Origin of the sequence: Albimonas donghaensis, assembly GCF_900106695.1 — a bacterium.
GTDB lineage: Bacteria > Pseudomonadota > Alphaproteobacteria > Rhodobacterales > Rhodobacteraceae > Albimonas > Albimonas donghaensis.
The window spans coordinates 698,414-718,163 of the sequence record NZ_FNMZ01000001.1; the positions used below are offsets into that span (position 1 = coordinate 698,414).

The 19,750-nt window shown below is 73.9% G+C and carries 16 protein-coding genes; 9 read left to right on the top strand and 7 right to left on the bottom strand.

The annotated features are described in order from the left end of the window. Positions 1-81 precede the first annotated feature (81 nt). On the top strand, positions 82-972 hold the full coding sequence (locus BLV24_RS02910) for a cytochrome c biogenesis CcdA family protein (protein WP_092679621.1): 891 nt from the start codon (positions 82-84) through the stop codon (positions 970-972). 474 nt (positions 973-1,446) lie between these two features. On the opposite strand, the gene alaS is transcribed toward BLV24_RS02910, so the two are convergent. From alaS to BLV24_RS02925, 3 genes are all read right to left on the bottom strand, one after another. Further along, positions 1,447-4,104 (bottom strand): alanine--tRNA ligase, encoded by a 2,658-nt coding sequence (alaS, locus tag BLV24_RS02915; protein ID WP_092679622.1) that lies wholly within the window; start codon positions 4,102-4,104, stop codon positions 1,447-1,449. A 392-nt stretch (positions 4,105-4,496) separates the two neighbouring features. Further along, positions 4,497-5,069: a transglycosylase SLT domain-containing protein gene (locus BLV24_RS02920; protein WP_092679623.1), complete on the bottom strand. Its 573-nt coding sequence runs from the start codon at positions 5,067-5,069 to the stop codon at positions 4,497-4,499. Positions 5,070-5,199: 130 nt separating this feature from the next. Then, on the bottom strand, positions 5,200-6,378 hold the full coding sequence (locus tag BLV24_RS02925) for a pyridoxal phosphate-dependent aminotransferase (protein WP_092679624.1): 1,179 nt from the start codon (positions 6,376-6,378) through the stop codon (positions 5,200-5,202). A gap of 1,187 nt (positions 6,379-7,565) precedes the next feature. On the opposite strand from BLV24_RS02925, the gene BLV24_RS02930 reads away from it, so the two are divergent. The 5 genes from BLV24_RS02930 (at position 7,566) to BLV24_RS02950 (ending at position 11,007) form a co-directional block, all read left to right on the top strand. Beyond that, positions 7,566-8,111, top strand: coding sequence for an urease accessory protein UreE (locus BLV24_RS02930; RefSeq protein WP_245710350.1), 546 nt, complete (start codon positions 7,566-7,568; stop codon positions 8,109-8,111). Continuing rightward, complete coding sequence (locus BLV24_RS02935; protein ID WP_092679626.1) at positions 8,108-8,392, top strand: YrhK family protein; 285 nt, start codon at positions 8,108-8,110, stop codon at positions 8,390-8,392. Before BLV24_RS02930 ends, BLV24_RS02935 begins: the two co-directional genes overlap by 4 nt. Then, on the top strand, positions 8,389-9,120 hold the full coding sequence (locus tag BLV24_RS02940) for an urease accessory protein UreF (RefSeq protein WP_092679627.1): 732 nt from the start codon (positions 8,389-8,391) through the stop codon (positions 9,118-9,120). The genes BLV24_RS02935 and BLV24_RS02940 overlap by 4 nt, the downstream gene beginning before the upstream one ends. Beyond that, positions 9,117-9,794 carry an urease accessory protein UreG gene (ureG, locus tag BLV24_RS02945; protein WP_245710352.1) on the top strand — a complete coding sequence of 226 codons (678 nt, stop codon included), beginning with the start codon at positions 9,117-9,119 and terminating at the stop codon, positions 9,792-9,794. Before BLV24_RS02940 ends, ureG begins: the two co-directional genes overlap by 4 nt. A 433-nt stretch (positions 9,795-10,227) precedes the next feature. Then, positions 10,228-11,007, top strand: coding sequence for an MBL fold metallo-hydrolase (locus tag BLV24_RS02950; RefSeq protein WP_092679628.1), 780 nt, complete (start codon positions 10,228-10,230; stop codon positions 11,005-11,007). A 126-nt stretch (positions 11,008-11,133) separates the two neighbouring features. On the opposite strand, the gene msrA is transcribed toward BLV24_RS02950, so the two are convergent. Further along, positions 11,134-11,820 carry a peptide-methionine (S)-S-oxide reductase MsrA gene (msrA, locus tag BLV24_RS02955; RefSeq protein ID WP_092679629.1) on the bottom strand — a complete coding sequence of 229 codons (687 nt, stop codon included), beginning with the start codon at positions 11,818-11,820 and terminating at the stop codon, positions 11,134-11,136. A 276-nt stretch (positions 11,821-12,096) separates the two neighbouring features. On the opposite strand from msrA, the gene glpK reads away from it, so the two are divergent. Next, positions 12,097-13,587 carry a glycerol kinase GlpK gene (gene glpK / locus BLV24_RS02960; RefSeq protein ID WP_092679630.1) on the top strand — a complete coding sequence of 497 codons (1,491 nt, stop codon included), beginning with the start codon at positions 12,097-12,099 and terminating at the stop codon, positions 13,585-13,587. Between the two features lie 645 nt (positions 13,588-14,232). On the opposite strand, the gene BLV24_RS02965 is transcribed toward glpK, so the two are convergent. Beyond that, the gene (locus tag BLV24_RS02965; RefSeq protein WP_092679631.1) at positions 14,233-14,733 is read right to left on the bottom strand and encodes a very short patch repair endonuclease; all 501 of its coding nucleotides are present in this window, start codon (positions 14,731-14,733) and stop codon (positions 14,233-14,235) included. Positions 14,734-15,203: 470 nt separating this feature from the next. Between BLV24_RS02965 and BLV24_RS02970 the strand changes: the two genes are divergently transcribed. After that, positions 15,204-16,466, top strand: a complete 1,263-nt coding sequence (locus BLV24_RS02970) for a flavin-dependent oxidoreductase (protein WP_092679632.1) — start codon at positions 15,204-15,206, stop codon at positions 16,464-16,466. Between the two features lie 61 nt (positions 16,467-16,527). On the opposite strand, the gene BLV24_RS02975 is transcribed toward BLV24_RS02970, so the two are convergent. Next, positions 16,528-17,424 (bottom strand): AEC family transporter, encoded by an 897-nt coding sequence (locus BLV24_RS02975; RefSeq protein ID WP_092679633.1) that lies wholly within the window; start codon positions 17,422-17,424, stop codon positions 16,528-16,530. A gap of 341 nt (positions 17,425-17,765) precedes the next feature. Here BLV24_RS02975 and hspQ point away from each other — a divergent pair, with 341 nt between their 5' ends. Further along, positions 17,766-18,104 (top strand): heat shock protein HspQ, encoded by a 339-nt coding sequence (gene hspQ, locus BLV24_RS02980; RefSeq protein WP_092679634.1) that lies wholly within the window; start codon positions 17,766-17,768, stop codon positions 18,102-18,104. Positions 18,105-18,681: 577 nt separating this feature from the next. Here the strand turns inward: hspQ and BLV24_RS02985 are convergent. Then, positions 18,682-19,734, bottom strand: a complete 1,053-nt coding sequence (locus BLV24_RS02985; RefSeq protein ID WP_092679635.1) for a dipeptidase — start codon at positions 19,732-19,734, stop codon at positions 18,682-18,684. Positions 19,735-19,750: the final 16 nt, after the last annotated feature.

Consider the following 19,750-nt stretch of genomic DNA (forward strand, 5'->3'; position numbering starts at 1 on the left):
CCGACGCCCGAGCCGCACGCTCCGCGCCTGTCCGGGCGCGACCCCGCCGCATCTTCGCCCCACCGGGCGCAGGGAGCCCGCATGACCGATATCGGCCTGGTCACCGCCTTCTTCGGCGGCCTGCTCAGTTTCCTCTCGCCCTGCGTGCTGCCGCTGGCGCCGCCCTATCTGGCCTTCATGGCCGGGGCCTCGCTGGAGCAGTTGTCGGCGCGCGAGACGGTGGACCGGGCGGTGAAGCGCAAGGTCTTCATCAGCTCGCTGTTCTTCGTGGCCGGCCTGGCGACGGTGTTCGTGGCGCTGGGGGCGACGGCCAGCCTGGTGGGGCAGACGCTCAACGCCTGGCGCTACGAATTCGGCATCGCGGCGGGTTTCGTGATCTATGTGCTCGGTCAGCATTTCATCGGCTTCCGCCGGGCGCCGCAGACGGTGGCGGCGCTGCTGGCGCTGCTGGCGGCGGGGGCGTTGCTGACCGGCTCGGACCTGGGCGCGCAGATCTCAGATCACTGGCCGGTGCTGGCGGCGCTGGTCGCGCTGGCGGCGGCGCTGCGCTTTTCGGGCCATGAGGCGCTGCCCTTCCTGATGCGCGAGGCGCGGTTCGATGCGGGCGGCGCGGCGGGAAGCTTCGCGGGCGCCTATGTGATCGGGCTCGCCTTCGCCTTCGGCTGGACGCCCTGCATCGGGCCGGTGCTGAGCTCGATCCTGTTCCTCGCGGCCCAGAAGGAGAGCGTCGGCGAGGGCGTCTGGATGCTCGCGGTCTACGCGCTGGGGCTGGGGGCGCCCTTCATCCTGGCGGCGGCCTTCGTGGGGCCGTTCCTGCGCTGGATGGCCGGGTTCCGCCGGCATCTGGGGCGGGTCGAGGCGGCCATGGGCGGGCTGCTGGTGGTCGTCGGCGCGATGATGATGACCGGCACCTTCGAGACGCTGGCCTTCTGGCTGCTGGAGACCTTCCCCGGCCTCGCCGCCATCGGCTGAGGGAGCCCGGCGGCGCCGCTGCGCGGCATTCCTTCTTCTCCGGCCGCGGGGCGGCCTTCGGGTTGGCGCGGGAGGAGCGGCGTTCCCTCGGGGATTTCACCTGGCGTCTGGTGGAGCGTCGCGTTCGGGTGGCGGCCGGGCGGCGGGCGGCGGGCGCTCCACCTCGCGGAATTCTTCGGGCGAAGTTGCGCTGCTCTTCAGGATCGGACGCGAAGTTTCGACATACCCGGCGTCGGGATATGCGGCGCGGGGCGCGGCCGACGCGCTTCTGGTCGACGCGCCTTTCTTCACTTGGGCCGGGTCGGCTCCAGGCGAAGCAAGCGTCTCATGCCGTCTGCAGGCGACGTCGCCCTCCGAGCGGAGAGACCGTGAAACCGTCGCTGTCGTCCGCAGGCCGCGCCAGCGCGTCCGTCGCCAGAGGCGCGCGGGCGAGGGCGCGGCTCCCTCCCCCGGAGGGGAGGGAACAGGTCTGCGTCAGGCCAGGGCGGCGCGCACCGCTTCGTCCACCGCCTTCAGCGCGGCGGGCACGCCGGCGCCGTCGGGGCCGCCGGTCTGGGCCATGTTGGGCCGCCCGCCGCCGCCCTTGGCGCCCAGCAGCGGCGCCGCGGCGCGCACCAGCGTCACCGCGTCGAGCCGGCCGAGGAAGGCCTCCGACACGCCGATCACGATCGAGCCCTTGCCATCCGACTGCGCCGCCAGCGCCGCCACGCCCGGGGCCTGGGCCAGCAGCTCGTCCACCGCGGCCTTCATCTCCTTGGGGTTCAGCCCCTCGACCTCGCGCAGGGTCAGCGAGATCTCGCCGATCTTCTCCGACACCGCGCCGCCGCCGCCCGTGGCCAGCTTGCGCTTCACGTCGCCCAGCTCGCGCTCCAGCGCCCGACGCTCGGCGACCAGCGCCTCGATGCGGGCCGAGAGCTCGGCGGGGGTGGCGGAGAGCAGCCCGCCGGCTTCGGCCAGGATCGCGCTCTGGCGGGAGACATGCGTCTCCGCCGCCGCATGGCACACGGCTTCGATGCGGCGCACGCCGGCGGCGGCGCCTTCCTCGCGCAGCACCTTGAAGAAACCGATCTGGCCGGTGTTCTTCACATGGGTGCCGCCGCAAAGCTCGATGGACCAGGGATGGTTCTCCCCGTCATCGACGCCGCCCATGGAGACCACGCGCACCTCGTCGCCGTATTTCTCCCCGAACAGCGCCCGGGCGCCGGAGGACCGTGCCTCGTCCAGCCCCATCACGCGGGTCTCGACCGGCGAGCAGGCGCGGATGCGGGCGTTGACCTCGGCCTCGGCGTCGGCCAGCGCCTCCGGGCTGATCGGCCCGTCATGGCTGACGTCGAAGCGCAGGCGGTCGGGGGCCACCAGCGACCCCTTCTGGGCGATCTGGTCGCCGACCCGGCGGCGCAGCGCCTCATGCAGCAGATGCGTGGCGGAGTGATGGGCGCAGAGCGCGTCGCGGCGGTCACGGGCGACGGTCAGCGTCAGGCTCTCGCCCAGGCTGACCACATGCGCGTCCTCGCCCGGGATGCGGGCGGTGTGGACATAGACCCCGTCGGCGCGCTTCTGGGTGTCGGTGATCTCCAGGCGCACGCCCTTGTCGGTCACCGCCTCGCCGGTATCGCCGGTCTGGCCGCCCTGTTCGGCGTAGAAGGGGGTCTGGTTGAACACCACCTCGAACGGATCGGAGCCCGAGACATGGGGAACCTCCGCGCCGTCGCGCACCAGCGCCGTCACCGTGGCGCCGGCGCGGATGTCGGCGTAACCGAGGAATTCCGTCGCGCCCACGCGGTCGCGCACGTCGTACCAGACCTTGGCGTTGCCGGCGTCGCCGGTGCCCGACCACGCGGCGCGGGCCTTGGCCTTCTGCGCCTGCATGGCGGCGTCATAGCCGTCCTGGTCCACCTCGCGCCCGGCGCCGCGCAGGATGTCGGCGGTCAGGTCCACGGGGAAGCCGTAGGTGTCGTAAAGCTTGAAGGCGGTGTCGCCGGGCAGGGGGGCGCCCTCGTCCAGCCCCTCGATCTCGGCGTCCAGCAGCTTGAGGCCGCGGTCCAGCGTGGTCTTGAACCGCTCCTCCTCCGCCCGCAGGGTTTCGCGGATCAGGCCCTGGGCCTCGCGCAGCTCGGTGTAGTGGCCGCCCATCAGGTCGATCAGCGCGGGCGCCAGCCGGTGCATCAGCGGATCCTTCGCGCCCAGCAGGTGGGCGTGGCGCATCCCGCGGCGCATGATCCGGCGCAGCACGTAGCCGCGGCCCTCGTTCGAGGGCAGCACGCCCTCGGCGATCAGGAACGAGGCGCAGCGCAGGTGGTCGGCGATCACCCGGTGCGAGGTCACCATGTCGCCGTCCGGCGCGTGGCCGGTCAGTTCGGCCGAGGCCTGGATGATCGGCTGGAACAGGTCGGTGTCGTAGTTGTTGTGCTTGTTCTGGAGGATGGTCGTCACCCGCTCCAGCCCCATCCCGGTGTCGATGGAGGGCTTGGGCAGCGGCGTCGAGGACCCGTCGGCATGGGTCTCGAACTGCATGAACACGAGGTTCCAGAACTCGATGAAGCGGTCGCCGTCCTCCTCGGGCGAACCCGGAGGGCCGCCCCAGACCTCGGGCCCGTGGTCGTAGAACAGCTCCGAGCACGGCCCGTTCGGCCCGGTGTCGCCCATGCGCCACCAGTTGTCGTCGGAATTGATGCGGATGATGCGCTCGTCCGGCAGGCCGGCGATCTTCTTCCACAGCTCCGCCGCCTCGTCATCGGTGGCGTGGACGGTGACGATGATCTTCTCCTTCGGCAGGCCGAAGACCTGGGTGGAGACGGTCCAGGCCTGCTCGATCGCGACGTCCTTGAAATAGTCGCCGAAGGAGAAATTGCCGAGCATCTCGAAGAAGGTGTGATGCCGCGCGGTGTAGCCCACATTGTCGAGATCGTTGTGCTTGCCCCCGGCGCGCACCGACTTCTGCGAGGTGGTGGCGCGCGAATAGGGCCGCGTCTCCAGTCCGGTGAACACGTCCTTGAACTGGACCATGCCCGAGTTGGTGAACATCAGCGTGGGATCGTTGCGCGGAACGATGGGCGAGGACGGCACGACCTGGTGGTCGCGGCTCTCGAAGAAGCCCAGGAAGTCGGACCGGATCTGGTTGCCGGAAATCATGCGTCGCGCGCCCCGTTTTGTCGGCCTGAAGGTCGTTTCGCGGCCCTTTTCGGGCGCGCAGGGAGGTTTAGGGCGCGGGGCGTGGCGGAGCAAGGGGCGAGTGGGCTGCGGCCTGCGGCGGGGGCGTGCGGCGGGAGCTTGCGACGGGGGCGTTCGGCGGATGGCGGCAAGGGCGCGCGGACGCTTCGCCGGGGCGCTGCGCCGGGCCGCCGTCCGGGCCTCGCCCCGTCGCCCGAGCGGCGCTCGGCCGCCGGAGCATCGTCCCGCCCGCCGTCCCCCGAAGGGCGTCGCAGGCGGAGAGACCGCCGCCAAGGGCGTTCCCGTCGACGCGCCGCGCGGGCGGGGCCTTGCCCCATGCGGGACCGCCGACGCGCGGCCCCCTCCGGTCGGGGTCAGGTGCAGGCGTCGATATGGCGCTTGTATTCGGCGGCCTTGCGGTGGACCTCGCTGGCCACGCGGGTCAGCCAGGCCTTGTTCTTCCAGGTCCCGCGCCGCCAGCCGGCATGGCCTTCGTGATAGGCGAGATACTGATTGTAGGCGTCATGCATGCCGATGCCGATGTCCTGGGACTTGTGCATGTACCAGCCCACGAAATCCGCCGAGTCGACGAAGTCGTCCCGGTCGGCGCCGGAATTGCCCGTCTCTTTCATGTACCAGTCCCAGGTCCCGTCCAGAGCCTGGCTGAACCCGTAGGCGGAGCTGATATGGCCGGTCGGGATGATGCCCAGGAAATAGGTCTTGCGCGGCCGCACCTTGGGCCGGAAGGAGCTTTCCTTCCAGATGATCGCCATCTGCACATTGGCCGGCGCGCCCCATTTCCGCTCGGAGCGGATGATGGCGCGTTCCCAGTGGGGGCGCTCGTCGAAGATCGCGCAGGCGTTCTCGACGTTGGGCGGCTGCGAATTGTTGGCGCAGCCGGCGATCAGCGCCAGCAATGCCAGCGCCGCGAACGGTGAAGCCTTCATGGGCCTGCCTGCGTTGTTATCGTTTGTCTGCTCGTTGTTTGCGCCAGCATAGCGCAAACCGCCCCGGCCGCGAACCCCCGAGGGACGTTTTCGCAGGCGCGAAACGCGACGGCGGGGCGGTTTTTCGCCTTCAGCGCGCGGCGGCGAGCCGGTCGGCGAAGCCCGCGAGCCGGTCGAGCGCGTCGGCCAGCTCCGGCTCGGTCACCGTCAGGGCGATGCGGACATGGCCCGAGGCCGCGTCGCCGAAGCTTTCGCCCGGCATCACCGCGATGCGCTCCTCCTCCAGCAGACGCTCGGCGAAGGTTCGGGCGTCGAGCCCCGTGGCGCGGATGTCGGGCATCACGTACATCCCCCCCTGCGGCGGCGACAGGCGCAGGCCCGGGCGCTGGGACAGGGCCGCGCGGGCGAGATCCCGGCGGGCGCGGAAGGCGGCGCGCAGGTCGTCCTCGATGGCGTCGCCCTCGCGCAGCGCCCATTCGCCGGCATCCTGGATGAAGCGGGGCAGGCCGTAATTGGCGTTGAGCGCGAGGTCCACGATCAGCGCCGCGATCTCCGCCGGCGCCGCCGCCCAGCCGATGCGCGAGCCGGTCATGGCGTGGGACTTGGACAGCGAGCCGATGATCACCGTGCGCTCGGCCATGCCGGGCAGGGCGCGGGGCGACAGGTGCGGCTGGTCCCAGGCCATGCCGTCATAGACCTCGTCGGAGATCAGCCACAGGTCGTGACGGCGCGCGAGTTCGGCCAGCCCCTCGATGGAGGCGGCGGAATAGACCGCGCCGGTGGGGTTGTTGGGGGAGTTGACCAGCAGCGCGCGGGCGCCGGCGCAGGCGATGTCGAGCGCGGCGAGATCCGGCTGGAACCCGTCCTCGGCCCGGGCGGGCACGATGCGGGGGATGCCGCCGGCGGCGCGGATGGTGCCGGGATAGGTGGTGTAGAGCGGGTCGATGGCGACCACCGCGTCGCCGGGATCGATCACCGCGCAGAGCGCCTGGAACAGCGCCGCCTGGCCGCCGGCCGCGACCACGACTTCATCGGGGGCCACCGGGGCGCCGGCGCGCCGGGACGCGCGGGCGGCGATGGCCTCGCGCAGGCCGAGCGAGCCCATGACCGACGAATAGCCCGTGCGCCCGGCGCGCGCGGAGGCGTCCATGGCGTCGAGGATCGGGGCGGGGGTGGGGTTCTCGTGCTCGCCGATGGTGAGCATGGTCACGCGCTCGCCCTTCGCCTGCAGGTCGCGGGCGGCGTAGACGATCTCCCAGCCCGAGGCGCCGCCGTCGAGGATGGAGCGGATGCGGCGGGAGGGGTGCATGGGCGGGCTCCGTGATCGGGGGCGAGGGGCGCCGGGATGCGGCGGCGATGCATGGCGCGCGGGGGCGGGCCGGTCAAGAGGCGGGGGTCGGTCAAGAGGCGGGGGTCGGGGGGAGGCGCCGCGTCACGGTCGCGCGGGTGGGCGCCTTTCGCCCGCGGCGCGCGTCGCGGGCGGCGCCCGGTGGCGCCGGGCCCGCGTGGCGGGCCGGGGAGAGGCGGGCGGCGATCCGGGGCCTTGGTGTCAGCCGGGGCGGCGATGGCCGGGCGACGTGCGAGCGCGGCAGGCGCGGGCGCGGCGAGGATCGGCGGGACCGCGGTCACAACGCGATCACCGAGATGGGGCGTCAAGGGGGTGAGGGCCGAGCGGAGCCTCCGCCGCCGCGGGGTTCGGGGTTTCGGAGGGGGGCGGCGAGCGCGCGGTCTTCGCGCGCTCCCGTCCGGGCCGGGGGGCGGTCCGATCCCAGTCCAGCCTGGTTCCGGTCCCGTCTGACGATGCCACGCGCGGCGCGGGCCGGTGCTTCGCCGCCCCGGTCGCGACGCTCGTCGGGCGGGGCGTTCGCGGATGCGCGCCCTGCGGATCGCGTGCGGTTGGGGCGGGCGCCCCCGAAAGGCATTCGGCGGGCCGCCCCGCGCCGGGCGATGCCGGGCGACGCCATGGCGATTCCGATGGCGCCGGCATCGCCCGCCGTCGCTCCGCCCGCGCCCCGCGACGGCGCCGCCCGCGCAGGCCTCTCGGCGCGCCGCGGGCGGAACCGGGCCACCCCGCGGGCGTTCGACGCGGCGCCCGGCGCCGACCGGCGGCGGGCTCTGCGTCCCGTCGGCGTCGCGCCGGGCGAGGCGGCGGCGCAAAACCCTCTCCTCGGACCCTTGCGGCGCGGCGCGCTTTGCGGCCCCATGCGGAAAATCCAATCACGCCCCCGCCAGGGAGGCCCGGCGCCCGCGCGCCCGCCTTCCCTCCCCGGCGCCGGGCCCTATGCCGGAGCCGCGATGCCTCACGATCATCCCCACCCCAGCGCGCCGGGGCAGGCTCCCAGCCCGCCGCATGACCACGGCCACGGCCACGGTCACGGTCACGGGCATGACCATGACCACGGGCATGGGCACGGCCACGCGCAGGCCCAAGATCCCGCCCCTGGCCCGTCTCATCCCCCGGCGCCCGCGCCTGGCGCTGACCCTGAGGCGCCGCCGGTGCGCGCCCTCGCGCTCGTCCCCGCCGGGGAGGGCGCGGCCCCTGCCGACCGGCTGACGCTGCCCTACGACGCCCGCTGGCGCCGCCGCGGCCGGCTGGTCACCGAGGGTGGCGAGGCGATCCTGCTCGATCTCCCCCGCGCCGAGGAACTGTCCGAAACCCTCGCGCTCGCGCTCGAGGACGGCCGCCGCGTCGCCCTCGCCCCCGCGCCGGAGCCGGTGGCCGAGGTCTCCGCCGCCCCCGCGGCCCTCGCCCGGCTCGCCTGGCATGTGGGCAACCGCCACACCCCGGCCGAGATCCTGGAGGGCCGCCTGCGCATCCTGCGCGACCATGTGCTGGAGGACATGCTGATCCGGCTGGGCGCGGAGATCCGCCATCTGGAGGCCCCGTTCCGCCCCGAGGGCGGCGCCTACGGGATGGGCCGCACCCATGGCCACAGCCATTCGCATGACCCTCATCACGACCCCGACGCCCACATGCGCGACGCCCCCGATCAAGCCCCCGATCCCGCCCCCGACGCCGATCATCCGGAGACCGCCCCATGACCCTGTTTCACCCCGACGCCAAACGCACCGACGCCGGCGCCGCGCGCATCTGGGCCACCTACGAGTTGATCTATACCGGCGTCGATTTCGGCGCGGCGATCTGCTTCGTCATCGGCTCGATCATGTTCTTTTCCGAGGCCTGGATGGTCCCCGGCACCTGGCTGTTCCTCATCGGCTCGGTCCTCTTCGCCGCCAAGCCCAGCCTGCGCCTGGCGCGTGAGATCCAGTTGCTGCGCCGGGGCGGGGCCGAGGCGCTGGCGCAGGGATTCAAGCGAGAATGACGGAGGCCCCCGAAACCGAAGCCCCCGAAACCGAAGCCGTCCCTGCCGCCCCCGAAACCGAAGTTCCCGAAACCGAAGCCGCCCCCGCCGCGCCCTCGGCCGACTGGCTGCAGACGCTGACCCAATGGCTCTCGCCGGCCTATCCGCTGGGAGCCTTCGCCTATTCCCACGGCCTGGAGCAGGCGGTGGAGGCCGGCTGCGTGCGCGATGCCGGAAGCTTCCGGGACTGGCTCGCCGCCCTGCTGGAGCATGGCGCGGGGCGGACCGACGCGATGCTGCTCGCCGCCGCCTGGCGGGTGCCGGACGACCGGGAGCCCGCGGCGCTCGCCCGCGCGCTGACCCCGGCCGCGGAGCGTCGGCTGGAGACCACGGCCCAGGGCGCGGCCTTCGCCGGCGCCGCCGCCGCCATCCGCGGCCATTCCGGGGAGCCCGCGCCCCTGCCGGTGGCGCTCGGCCGCGCCGCGGGGCGGGAGGCGATGCCGCTCGACGTGGTGGCGACGCTGTTTCTGCACGCCTTCGCGGCCAACCTGACCTCCGCCGCGCAACGGCTGGTCCCGCTCGGCCAGACCGAGGCGCAGCGGGCGCTGGATGCGCTCGCGCCCCTCTGCGCCCGGGTGGCGGCCGAGGCGCTGGCCGCCGATCCCGACGATCTCGGGGGCGCTTGCCTGCGGGGGGACCTGTCGGCCATGCTCCACGAAACCCAACGCACGAGGCTGTTCCGATCGTGACCCAGACCCAGATCCCCTCCGCCGTTCCGTCCGTCCCCGCCAAGTCCCCGCACGGCCCTCTGCGCGTGGGCATCGGCGGCCCGGTGGGGGCGGGCAAGACCACGCTGACCGCGGCGCTGTGCCGGGCGCTGGGCGGGCGGCTGTCGATGGCGGTGGTGACCAACGACATCTACACCTCCGAGGACGCCGAATTCCTGATGCGCGCCCAGGTCCTGCCGCTGGAGCGGATCCGCGGGGTGGAGACGGGGGGCTGCCCGCATACCGCGATCCGCGAGGACGCCTCGATCAACCTCGCCGCCATCGCCGAGCTGCGCGCCGCGATCCCGGATCTCGACCTGGTGGTGATCGAGAGCGGGGGCGACAACCTCGCCGCCACCTTCAGCCCGGAGCTCGCCGACCTGACGCTTTACGTCATCGACACCGCGGCGGGGGAGGAGATCCCGCGCAAGGGCGGGCCGGGGATCACGCGGTCCGACCTGCTGGTGATCAACAAGACCGACCTCGCGCCCCATGTGGGCGTGTCGCTGGAGGTGATGGAGCGGGATGCGGAGCGGATGCGCCGGGGCGCGCCCTTCGTCATGGCGGACCTGCGCCATGGGAAGGGGATCGAGGCCATCGCGGCCTTCATCGTGCGCGAAGGCGGCTTGCGGCTGGCCCCGGCGGCCGCGGAGTGATCCCCATGCGCGCGGCGCCGACGCTCTTGCGCTTCGGCCGGGCGCCGGCCGCAGCGTCGCGCGGGCCGGCGCCTGAGGTCGCGCCGGGCGCGCCGGGGCGCCGCGCCGGCCGCTGAACCCTCGTCGCGGGTGGAGAGGGGCGCGGTAGGCGGCGCTCGCCCCCCCTTGGACCGGGGCCATGAGGCGACCGTCGCCGCCGGGCGCCGCGCCCGATCGCCGCCGCGGGCGGAGCGGTCGCGACCCGCGCCCGCGGCGGCGCGGCGGCTCCCTCGTCGGCCGCTCGCGAAACCGTGCGCAGGACGGGCGCTTGATCCGGTGGAAATCGGGTTACCATCCCCGCCGCGGCGCGCGCCCTCGGGGATGCGCCGCCCGGCCGCGGTTCGTCGCCCGGCCGCGCCGCCACGCCCCCGACAGAGACGCCAGGGAGTCCCCCATGACCTTTTCCCGACGCCAGACCCTCGCCGCCGGCGCCGCCGCGCTCGGCGGTCTCGCCGCCGCCCGGCTCGCGCCCTGGGCCGTGCCCGCCGCCCATGCCGGCGCCGCCGACGCCTACGCCTCCGCCTCGGGCGAGATCGTGGTGCACCCGCGCGCGCACGCCTCCTTCGTGATGACCGCGCCCGGCGTCACGATCTACAACGACCCGGTGGGCGAGGCCTCGCTCTACGCCGACCTTCCGCCCGCCGACCTGATCCTGATCACCCATCACCACGGCGACCATTTCAAGCCCGAGACCCTCGCCGCCCTCGTCGGCGAGAACACGGCGCTGGTGGTCAACCCGACGGTGATGGAGGCGCTGCCCGCCGAGCTGAAGGCCATCGCCACGGAGATCGCCAACGGCGGCGAGACCGAGGCCAAGGGCGTCGCCATCTCCGCCATCCCGGCCTACAACACCACCGAGGACCGGCTGAAGTTCCACCCCAAGGGGCGCGACAACGGCTATGTGCTGAGCCTCGACGGGCAGCGCATCTACATCGCCGGCGACACCGAGGACATTCCGGAGATGCGGGCGCTGGACGGCGTGGACATGGCCTTCGTGCCGATGAATCTGCCCTACACGATGACGGTGGAGCAGGCCGCGTCCGGCGTCGCCGCCTTCGCGCCCAAGGTGGTCTATCCCTACCACTACCGGGACTCCGACCCGATGGAGTTCGCCCGCCTGGTCGGCGAGGCCGCCCCCGGCGTCAAGGTCGTCCAGGGCCCCTGGTACGAGTGATCGCGCCCCGCGCCGGTCCCTTGCGGGACCGGCGCCCGCTCGCCCCCGTCGGCCGGCGACGGTCCCGTGTGGAGGGCTTTCGCGCCGGCGGGGATGCCGGCCTGTCTGGCCGGACGCGCGGTTTGCTCAGCCGCCGGCGCCATGGCCGCCCGCGGCCGCGCCCCACAGCGCCTCGACCCGCGCATCCCGGCCGCACCGCCACCGATAGAACTTGTATTGCAACGGGTTGGTCTCGGCGTAGTCCTGATGATAGCCCTCCGCAGGCCAGAACCGCGCGGGCTCGCGCACCGGGGTGACGACCTCGGCCCCCAGGTCGGCCGAGGCCTCCGCCAGCGCCGCCTCCGCCGCCGCGCGCTGGGCGGGGGAGAGCGCGAAGATGGCCGTCGCGTAGCTCGGCCCCCGGTCGCAGAACTGGCCCCCGGCGTCGAGCGGATCGACCGTGCGCAGGAAGATCCGCACCAGCTCCGGATAGGCGATGCGGTCGGGGTCGAAGGTCACTTCCACCGCCTCCAGATGGCCGGTCCCGCCGGCGGAGACCTGTTTGTAGGTCGGGTTCTCCAGCCCGCCGCCGGCATAGCCGGAGACGGCCTCGATCACACCGTCCAGCGCCTCCATGTCCGATTCCACGCACCAGAAGCAGCCGCCTGCGAAGATCGCGGTGTCCGGCTCGGCGGCGACGGCCGGCGGCGCGGGCAGGGCGAGCGCCAGCGCCAGCGCGAGGGCCGGGCGCGCGGAGAGCGTCGCCGCGCGGCGGGACGACAGGCGGGCGGAGAGGCGGGCGATGCGGCCGGTGAAGAGGCGGGGGCGGGACATGACGGCTCCTGCAAGGGTGACGGGCTTCATTCTGGCGCCTGCGGCGACGCCCGCCATGCACGTCCGATCACGTCCGCGGGACAGGCGCGGGACAGGCGCGCGGCGGGCGCGGGGGCGGAAGCCCGAGCGCCCGCAGGCGCCCCGGCCGCCCCCCGACCTCTCCCCCGACCGCTCCCCATGCCCGCACATATCGCCGCGCGGGGTTGCCCCTGCGCAGGCCCTCATGCTGCACTCGCCCCCAGACAAGAGACGCTGAGTCCGACCGGGAGGCGACCCATGACCCATGTGCTGGCCATCGACCAGGGCACCACCTCGACCCGAGCGCTGCTGTTCGACGGGGACGCCCGCGTGGTCGCCCGTGGGCAGGAGGAGTTCGCCCAGCACTTCCCCCAGCCCGGCTGGGTCGAGCACGATCCCGCCGACCTGTGGTCGACCACCGCCGCCACCTGCCGTGAGGCGATGGAGCGCGCCGGCGTCCGCGCCACCGACATCGCCGCCATCGGCATCACCAACCAGCGCGAGACGGTGGTGCTCTGGGACCGGACCACCGGCCGCCCTGTGCACAACGCGATCGTCTGGCAGGACCGCCGCACCGCCGCCTTCTGCGCCGAACTGCGCGAGGCCGGCCATGAGGATGGCGTGCGCGCCCGCACCGGGCTGCTGCTGGACCCGTATTTCTCCTCGACCAAGCTGGCCTGGCTGCTCGACAACGTGGAGGGCGTCCGGGCGCGGGCCGAGGCCGGGGAGCTCGCCTTCGGCACGGTGGACTGCTGGCTGATCTGGAACCTGACGGGTGGCGCGGTCCATGCCACCGACGCCACCAACGCCGCGCGCACCATGCTCTACGATATCCATCGCGGCGAATGGGACGCGGAGATGCTGCGCCTCCTGCGCATCCCCGAGAGCCTGCTGCCGGAGGTGCGGGATTCGGACGGCGATTTCGGCATGGCGCGCGCAGATCTCTTCGGGGCCGAGATTCCGATCCGCGGGGTGGCCGGCGACCAGCAGGCGGCCACCGTCGGGCAGGCCTGCTTCAAGCCGGGGATGCTGAAATCCACCTACGGCACCGGCTGCTTCGCGCTGCTCAACACCGGGAGCCGGGCGGTGACGTCGGAGAACCGGCTGCTGACCACCATCGCCTACCGGATCGGGGGGGAGACGACCTACGCGCTGGAGGGCTCGATCTTCATCGCCGGCGCCGTGGTGCAGTGGCTGCGCGACGGGCTCAGGATCATCCGCGACGCGAGCGAGACCCAGGCCCTGGCGGAGCGTTCGGACCCCGACCAGCCGGTCTATGTGGTGCCCGCCTTCGCGGGGCTGGGCGCGCCCTGGTGGGACCCGGAGGCGCGGGGCGCGATCTACGGGCTGACCCGCGGCTCGGGGCCCGCCGAGATCGCGCGGGCGGCGCTGGAGAGCGTCGGCTACCAGACCTTCGATTTGCTGGAGGCGATGCGGCGCGACTGGCCCGATGGGGCGGAGGCGACGGTCTTGCGCGTGGACGGGGGGATGACCGCCTCGGACTGGACCCTGCAATTCCTGGCGGACATGCTGGACGCGCCGGTGGACCGCCCGAAGATCCTGGAGACGACGGCCCTGGGCGCCGCCTGGCTGGCGGCGAGCCGGGCGGGCGTGTGGCCCGGACGCGAGGAATTCGCCGCCGGCTGGGCGCTGGAGCGTCGCTTCGAGCCCACGATGGCCCCCGAGCGGCGGGCCGAGAAGCTGGAGGGCTGGCGCGACGCTGTGCGCCGGACGCTGTCGGCGGACTGAAGCGGTGGGCTGAAGCGATGGGCTGAAGCGGCGGGCCGCGCGGGGCCCGCGCGCGGATCGCCGCCGGCCCGCGCGGAGCGGGGCTCCGCGCCCCGCCCGCTGCGCGTCCGGGAGGCTTCCTGCGGAAGCCGGGGCCGGCTCGGCGCCCGGGCCGGAACCGTGGCGTGGGCGGATAGGGCGCGGGGCGCTTGCGGCGCGCGCCGGGCGCAGGTCCGGCGAGGCGTCCGGCTGACACGGGCCTTCGGCGTCATCCTCCGAGACGGCGGGTGTTCGGGTGGATGACAGGCGCTTCTTCCCAGCGGGGGCGGATCCCTTCGCCGCGGGCGGCTTTCGGCCCGAAGCGGCGCAGCGCGGCGAGCCGCTGGCGCGCAGGCGGCGGGGGCAGTGACTACGAAGCGAACGGCGCGCCCTCCAAGACCCGCTCTCGCCCGCGGCGGCGCCGCGTGCCGGGCCGGAGGCCCCTGGAGCGTCTCACCTCAGCGCTACGCCGCATAGACGCCGGAACCGGGCGCCTGTCCCTGCTGGGGTTCCCGCGCGCCGCGCTTCGTTTCACGTCAAGGGCCGGGGCGTCCGGGCGCGCCGTTCGTCCATTCTCCGCGGCGCCGGCTCGGGGCGCCGCTCTCAAGCCGGCGGTCATGCCAGGGACTATCGGCGAGGGGCGCCGGGCTCCGACGGCGCCTCGCGCTCGGCGGAGGGCGCGGCGGGGGCGGGCAGTTCCAGCCACGCCGCCTCCCCGCGCAGCCAGTCCGCGCAGGCCTGCGCGGTGGCGGGCGTCTCGCGGACCCGCAGCGCGCATTCCCAGACCACGCCGACCCGCCAGCCCTGCGCGAGGAGCGCGGCCTGGACCTCGGCGTCCCGGGCGATGTTGCGGGCGAATTTCGGGGCCCAGTAGTCGGTGCGGGTGGCGGGGGTCGTGGCGCGCGGACAGCCCGCATGGCGATGCCAGAAGCAGCCATGCACGAAGACCGCCGCCCGCCGCCCCGGGAACACCAGGTCCGGCCGCCCGGGCAGCCCGCGTCCGCCCAGGCGGTGACGCAGGCCCAGCGCATGCAGCGCCCGGCGCAGGCGCAGCTCGGGCGTCGTGTTCCGCCCTTTGACCGCCGCCATGGTCCGCGACCGCGTCGCCGCGTCGTAGACATCCGCCATGCGCGTCCGCTCCGTTGCCTGCGCCTCGCCCCGCCCCGTCTCGCCTCGCCCCGCCCCGTCTCGCCCCGCCCCGTCCCGTCTCGCCGGCCGACCTCGCCCGCTCCCGCGCCATGGGTCAAGCCCGTGTAGGGCGGGGGGCGCCCATGGGCGTCCCGGCCACGTGCGGAGCCTCCCGCGGAAAGCTCCGATCGTCCCGACCCGCGTCCTCCCGCCCGACGACGGCGGCCGCGCGTCACCCGCCCGGCAATTCCAACCGCCGTCGCCATCCCGAAACGGTCCCACGAGGCGCCGACCCCGCCACGCGCCGCGGGCGGGCGCGCGCCGGCAGCGCGACCGGGACGCGGCGCGCCCGTCCCCCGCCATCTTGCGCCCCGCCCCCCCCATCGCGCAGGATCGCGGCCGCCGATGCGCCCCCCCGCCGCTCCCACACCGGAGCGCGCGGGCCGCGCGGGCCGCAGGGAGGGACGACCATGACCGTGCTCATCGCCGGCGCCGGCATCGCCGGGCTCACGCTCGCGCTCACCTGTCACCAGATCGGCCTGCGCGCCCGGGTCTTCGAAGCCGCCCGGGAGCTCCGCCCCCTGGGCGTGGGCATCAACCTCCAGCCCAACGCGGTGCGGGAGCTGGAAGCGCTGGGCCTCGGCCCCGACCTCGCCCGCATCGGGGTCGAGACCCGCGACTGGGGCCTGCATTCGAAGACCGGGCGCGAGATCTGGACCGAGCCCCGGGGCCGCGCCGCCGGCTATCGCTGGCCGCAGTTCTCCGTGCATCGGGGCGCGTTGCAGATGGCCCTGCTGCGCGAAGTCCGCGCCCGGCTGGGCGAGCATGCCGTCACGCCCGGCGCCCGCGCCGCCGGCTTCGCCACGCAGGGGGAGGAGGCGGTCCTGCGACTCGACGACGGAGGCGAGGCGCGGGGCCGCGCGCTGGTCGCCGCCGACGGCCTGCACTCCGCGATCCGCGCCGCCATGCATCCCGGCGAGGGCCGCCCGATCTGGTCCGGGGCCGTGCTCTGGCGCGGCGCGACGCGGGCGAAGCCGTTCCTGTCGGGCGCCTCCATGGCGCTGGTCGGCACGATGGCGCAGCGCTTCGTCGCCTACCCGATCTCCGCCCCCGATCCCGACACCGGCGAGGCGCTGATCAACTGGATCGCCGAGCTGAAATTCGACCCCTCCGGCGGCTGGACCCGCTCGGACTGGAACCGCCGGGCCGAGGCCTCGGAGTTCCTCCCCCGCTTCGAGGGCTGGCGCTTCGGCTGGATCGACGCCCCCGCCCTGATCCGCGCCACCGACGAGATCTTCGAATATCCCATGGTCGACCGCGACCCGGCGCCGTTCTGGACCGTGGGCCGGACCACGCTGATCGGGGACGCGGCGCATGTGATGTATCCGGTCGGCTCCAACGGGGCGAGCCAGGCGGTGATGGACGCGCGGGCGCTGGGCCGGGCGTTCCTCGACCACGGCGTCGGGCCGGCGGCGCTCGCGGCCTATGAGGCGCAACAGCGCCCGGCCACGTCGCGCATGATCCTCGCCACCCGCGGATCGGGGCCGGACGCCCTGCTGGGCGTGGTCGAGGACCGCTGCGGCGGCGACTTCGATCGGATCGAGGACGTGATCCCCCGCGCCGAGATGGACGCCTTTCAGGCGCGCTGGAAAGGCATCGCCGGGTTGGCGCGGGAGGCGCTGAACGACGCCCCCCCGATCATCCCCGAGGGCGCGCTTGCGCCGGCGGGCTGAGCGCCCGCCCGCCTCTCACGGCCCCGTCTCTCGCGGCCGCGCCCCCGCCTCTCGCCGCCTCTCAGGGCAGCCAGCCCTCCAGGATCGCGGCCAGCGTCAGCGGGATCGCGGCCACCGAGACGAGGGTGGAGACCACGACCAGCCCCGCGACCTCCGACGGCTCGGCCTTGTAGCGCTCGGCCAGCAGGTAGGAGGTCACCGCCACCGGCATGGTCAGCTGCAGGATCAGCGCGTCGCGCCCGATATCCGACAGTCCGAAGATCCGCGCCGCCCCCCAGGCCGCCGCCCCGCACAGGATCACGCGCAGCACCGACATGGCGATGGCCCGCCCCGCGCCCTTCACCGACAGCCGCGCCACCGACACGCCCAGCGTCAGCAGCATCAGCGGAATCGCCATCTGTCCGGCGAGGTCGAGCCCCCGCATCAGGAAGCTCGGCAATTCCCAATCCATGAGCGCGAAAAGCAGGCCCAGCGCCGCGCCGTAGAAGATCGGCTGCTTGGCCGCCTCGGCCGGAGATCCCCCGCCGGAGACCAGCCACACCCCCACCGTGAAGCTCAGACAGGCCATCACCGCGAAGATCACCGCCGCCAGAGCCAGCCCCTCGTCCCCGAAGGCGAACATGGCCACCGGCAGGCCGACATTGCCGGTATTGCCGAAGACCAGCGGCGCCAGCCAGACCCGGACCGACAGCTTGCCGAGCCGGATCGCGACCCATAGCGCCAGGGCCGCGAGCATGTAGGCCGCGAAAGCCGCGCCGGCGAGCGAGGCGAAGAAGGCCGGGTCAAGCTCGGCCCGCGCCAGCGCCGTGAACAGCAGCGCGGGGACCGAGATGGTGAAGCAGATGCGGGTGACGAAATCGACCCGGAACTCCGCCCCGCGTTTCACCCAGGTCCAACCCGCCAGCCCCAGCATGAACACGGGGGCGACGATCTCGAGCACGGTGAGGGCGAGCAGCATGGGCGGACGGTCCGGTTCGACGGGAAGGGGCGGAGCCGGAGGCGGCCCGCGCCGGAAAAGGGAAAGGGGCGGCGGGCCGGCCCGGATCGTCAGTAACATGCGCGTCAGGGAGCGTCGATGCGGCGACGGGCTCCGACGGGCCGCGCGGCGCGCGGCGCCGGGTTTTCGCGCGGATCGCGGCCCGGAGACGGGCGCCGCCGGGCCGAAGAGGCCTTCCGCCACGGCCGCCGCAGACGTCTCGCGCGTGCTGCGGCGCAGCGGCGCGCGGGTGGACAGTCCGGGAACGATTCCCTAAGTTTTGGATGCAAGACTGTTTTCACGGATGGACTGAGACGCGGAACATGGCGACGGGCGCGATCGACAGACAGGCGAAGTTCAGCATCGGGCAGGTGGTGCGCCATCGCATCCACCCGTTCCGCGGCGTGGTCTTCGACGTCGACCCGGAATTCGCCAATTCCGAGGAATGGTGGCAGGCGATCCCGGAGGAGAACCGCCCCCGCAAGGACCAGCCCTTCTATCACCTGCTGGCCGAGAACGAGACGAGCTACTATCACGCCTATGTCTCGGAGCAGAACCTGGTCGTCGACGACTCGGGCCCGGTGGAGCATCCGCAGGTCGGCGAGCTCTTCGGGGACCTGGAAGGCGATCGCTACCGCCTCGCCTCGATCCAGACCCACTGACAACGGTCCTTTGATGCCGGCCCGCTGATCTGGCCCGCTGATCCAGACCCGCTGTTACCGGCCCCTCCGGCCGGGTCTCAGCGGGGCGGTTGCGCCGCGATCCGCGCGAAATCCCCCCGATCCTGACCCCCGATCCTGTCCGCCGTCGCGCCCTGATCGCAGGCTTGCGCGCGCCGATCCGTGCGGGAGCGGCGCCTGCGCCCGCCCGCCGACTGCACCCGATCGCCGGCGCCGCGCGCGCCCGATGCGCCAGGCGGCGCCGTTTCCAGCCGAACCGGAAGCGCCCGCCGCACCGCCGCTGCGCCCGGCCGAGCGCGTTAGGGGAACGCTCACCCCGTCGTCATCGCCGCGCCGCGGTCGCCATGGCCGGCCGGACCGCACCTTGTCGGGCGCTGCGCCTCACGGGGGCGGCGGCGTCCCCCGCTCTCCCATGATGCCGGGGCGCCCGCCCTCCGCCGGGCCCCGCCCGAAATGACAGACCGGACCGCAGAACGCGCCGCGGGCGCGCCGGCGCCTTCGCCACGCCCTCGACGCGGCGCCTGCGGAACCGCGGAACCCGCGCGCCCGTCGCCGCGCCTCACGCGCCCCAGGTCTCGCCCAGCACCCGCGCCCAGTTCTTCCAGCACAGCTTCTCCAGCACCGCGCCGTCGAACCCCGCGCCCCGCAGCGCCGCCCGCAACGCCGGCAGCCCCGCCACGTCCTTGATCGGCGTCGGGATCCGCGCCCCGTCGAAGTCCGAGCCCAGGCCCACGCAATCCTCGCCCATCCGCTCCACCAGATAGACGAAATGCGCCGCCACCGCGTCCAGCGTCTCCTCCGCGTCCATCTTGCCGTCGGCGCGCAGGAAGGCGGTGGCGAGGTTCACGCCGACCATCCCGCCCCGTTCCTTCACCGCGTCGAGCTGGCGGTCGGTCAGGTTGCGCGCATGGGGGCAGAGCGCATGGACGTTGGAATGGGTGGCGACCAGCGGGCGCCCGGAGACCTCGGCCACGTCCCAGAACCCGGCCTCGGTCAGGTGGCTGAGGTCGATCATGATCCGGCGCGCGTCGCATTGGCGGACCAGCTCGCGCCCCGCCTCGGTCAGCCCCGGCCCGGTGTCGGGCGAGGACGGGAAGCGGAACGGCGCGCCATGCGCCCAGATGTTGTCGCGGCTCCACACCGGGCCGAGCGAGCGCAGCCCGGCCCCCTGCAGCACGTCGAGCGCGCGGAACTCGGGGTCGATGCAGTCCGCCCCCTCCAGGTGCAGGATGGCGGCGACCTCGCCGGCCTCGATGGCCGCGGGCAGGTCGGCGGCGCGGCGCAGGATGCGCAGATGGCCCAGCCGCTCCAGCCGCAGCAGGATGCCCGCCTGGGCGATGTTGGCGGCCAGCGCCTCGTCCCGCGCCATCAGGGGGGGCAGGGGCAGGTCGTAGCTGTCGCCGGACATGTCCATGGACATGCCGGCCGAGGGCGCGAACAGCGCGAAGAACCCCCCGCAGAAGCCGCCCGCCTTCATCCGCGGCAGGTCGAGATGCCCATGCGCGCCGTCGCGGAACAGCGCCTCGGGCGACCGCCCCTCCTGCTCCGCCCGCCACAGCTTGAGCAGGATGTCGTTGTGGCCGTCGAAGATCGGGGGGGTGAGATCGGTCATGGCGCGCTCCGGCAGA

Bases quoted from the DNA above. Each gene is read 5' to 3' on its own strand.
- BLV24_RS02910 (WP_092679621.1), top strand. From the start codon at position 82: ATGACCGATATCGGCCTGGTCACCGCCTTCTTCGGCGGCCTGCTCAGT.
- alaS (WP_092679622.1), bottom strand. From the start codon at position 4,104: ATGATTTCCGGCAACCAGATCCGGTCCGACTTCCTGGGCTTCTTCGAG.
- BLV24_RS02920 (WP_092679623.1), bottom strand. From the start codon at position 5,069: ATGAAGGCTTCACCGTTCGCGGCGCTGGCATTGCTGGCGCTGATCGCC.
- BLV24_RS02925 (WP_092679624.1), bottom strand. From the start codon at position 6,378: ATGCACCCCTCCCGCCGCATCCGCTCCATCCTCGACGGCGGCGCCTCG.
- BLV24_RS02935 (WP_092679626.1), top strand. From the start codon at position 8,108: ATGACCCTGTTTCACCCCGACGCCAAACGCACCGACGCCGGCGCCGCG.
- BLV24_RS02940 (WP_092679627.1), top strand. From the start codon at position 8,389: ATGACGGAGGCCCCCGAAACCGAAGCCCCCGAAACCGAAGCCGTCCCT.
- BLV24_RS02950 (WP_092679628.1), top strand. From the start codon at position 10,228: ATGACCTTTTCCCGACGCCAGACCCTCGCCGCCGGCGCCGCCGCGCTC.
- msrA (WP_092679629.1), bottom strand. From the start codon at position 11,820: ATGTCCCGCCCCCGCCTCTTCACCGGCCGCATCGCCCGCCTCTCCGCC.
- glpK (WP_092679630.1), top strand. From the start codon at position 12,097: ATGACCCATGTGCTGGCCATCGACCAGGGCACCACCTCGACCCGAGCG.
- BLV24_RS02965 (WP_092679631.1), bottom strand. From the start codon at position 14,733: ATGGCGGATGTCTACGACGCGGCGACGCGGTCGCGGACCATGGCGGCG.
- BLV24_RS02970 (WP_092679632.1), top strand. From the start codon at position 15,204: ATGACCGTGCTCATCGCCGGCGCCGGCATCGCCGGGCTCACGCTCGCG.
- BLV24_RS02975 (WP_092679633.1), bottom strand. From the start codon at position 17,424: ATGCTGCTCGCCCTCACCGTGCTCGAGATCGTCGCCCCCGTGTTCATG.
- hspQ (WP_092679634.1), top strand. From the start codon at position 17,766: ATGGCGACGGGCGCGATCGACAGACAGGCGAAGTTCAGCATCGGGCAG.
- BLV24_RS02985 (WP_092679635.1), bottom strand. From the start codon at position 19,734: ATGACCGATCTCACCCCCCCGATCTTCGACGGCCACAACGACATCCTG.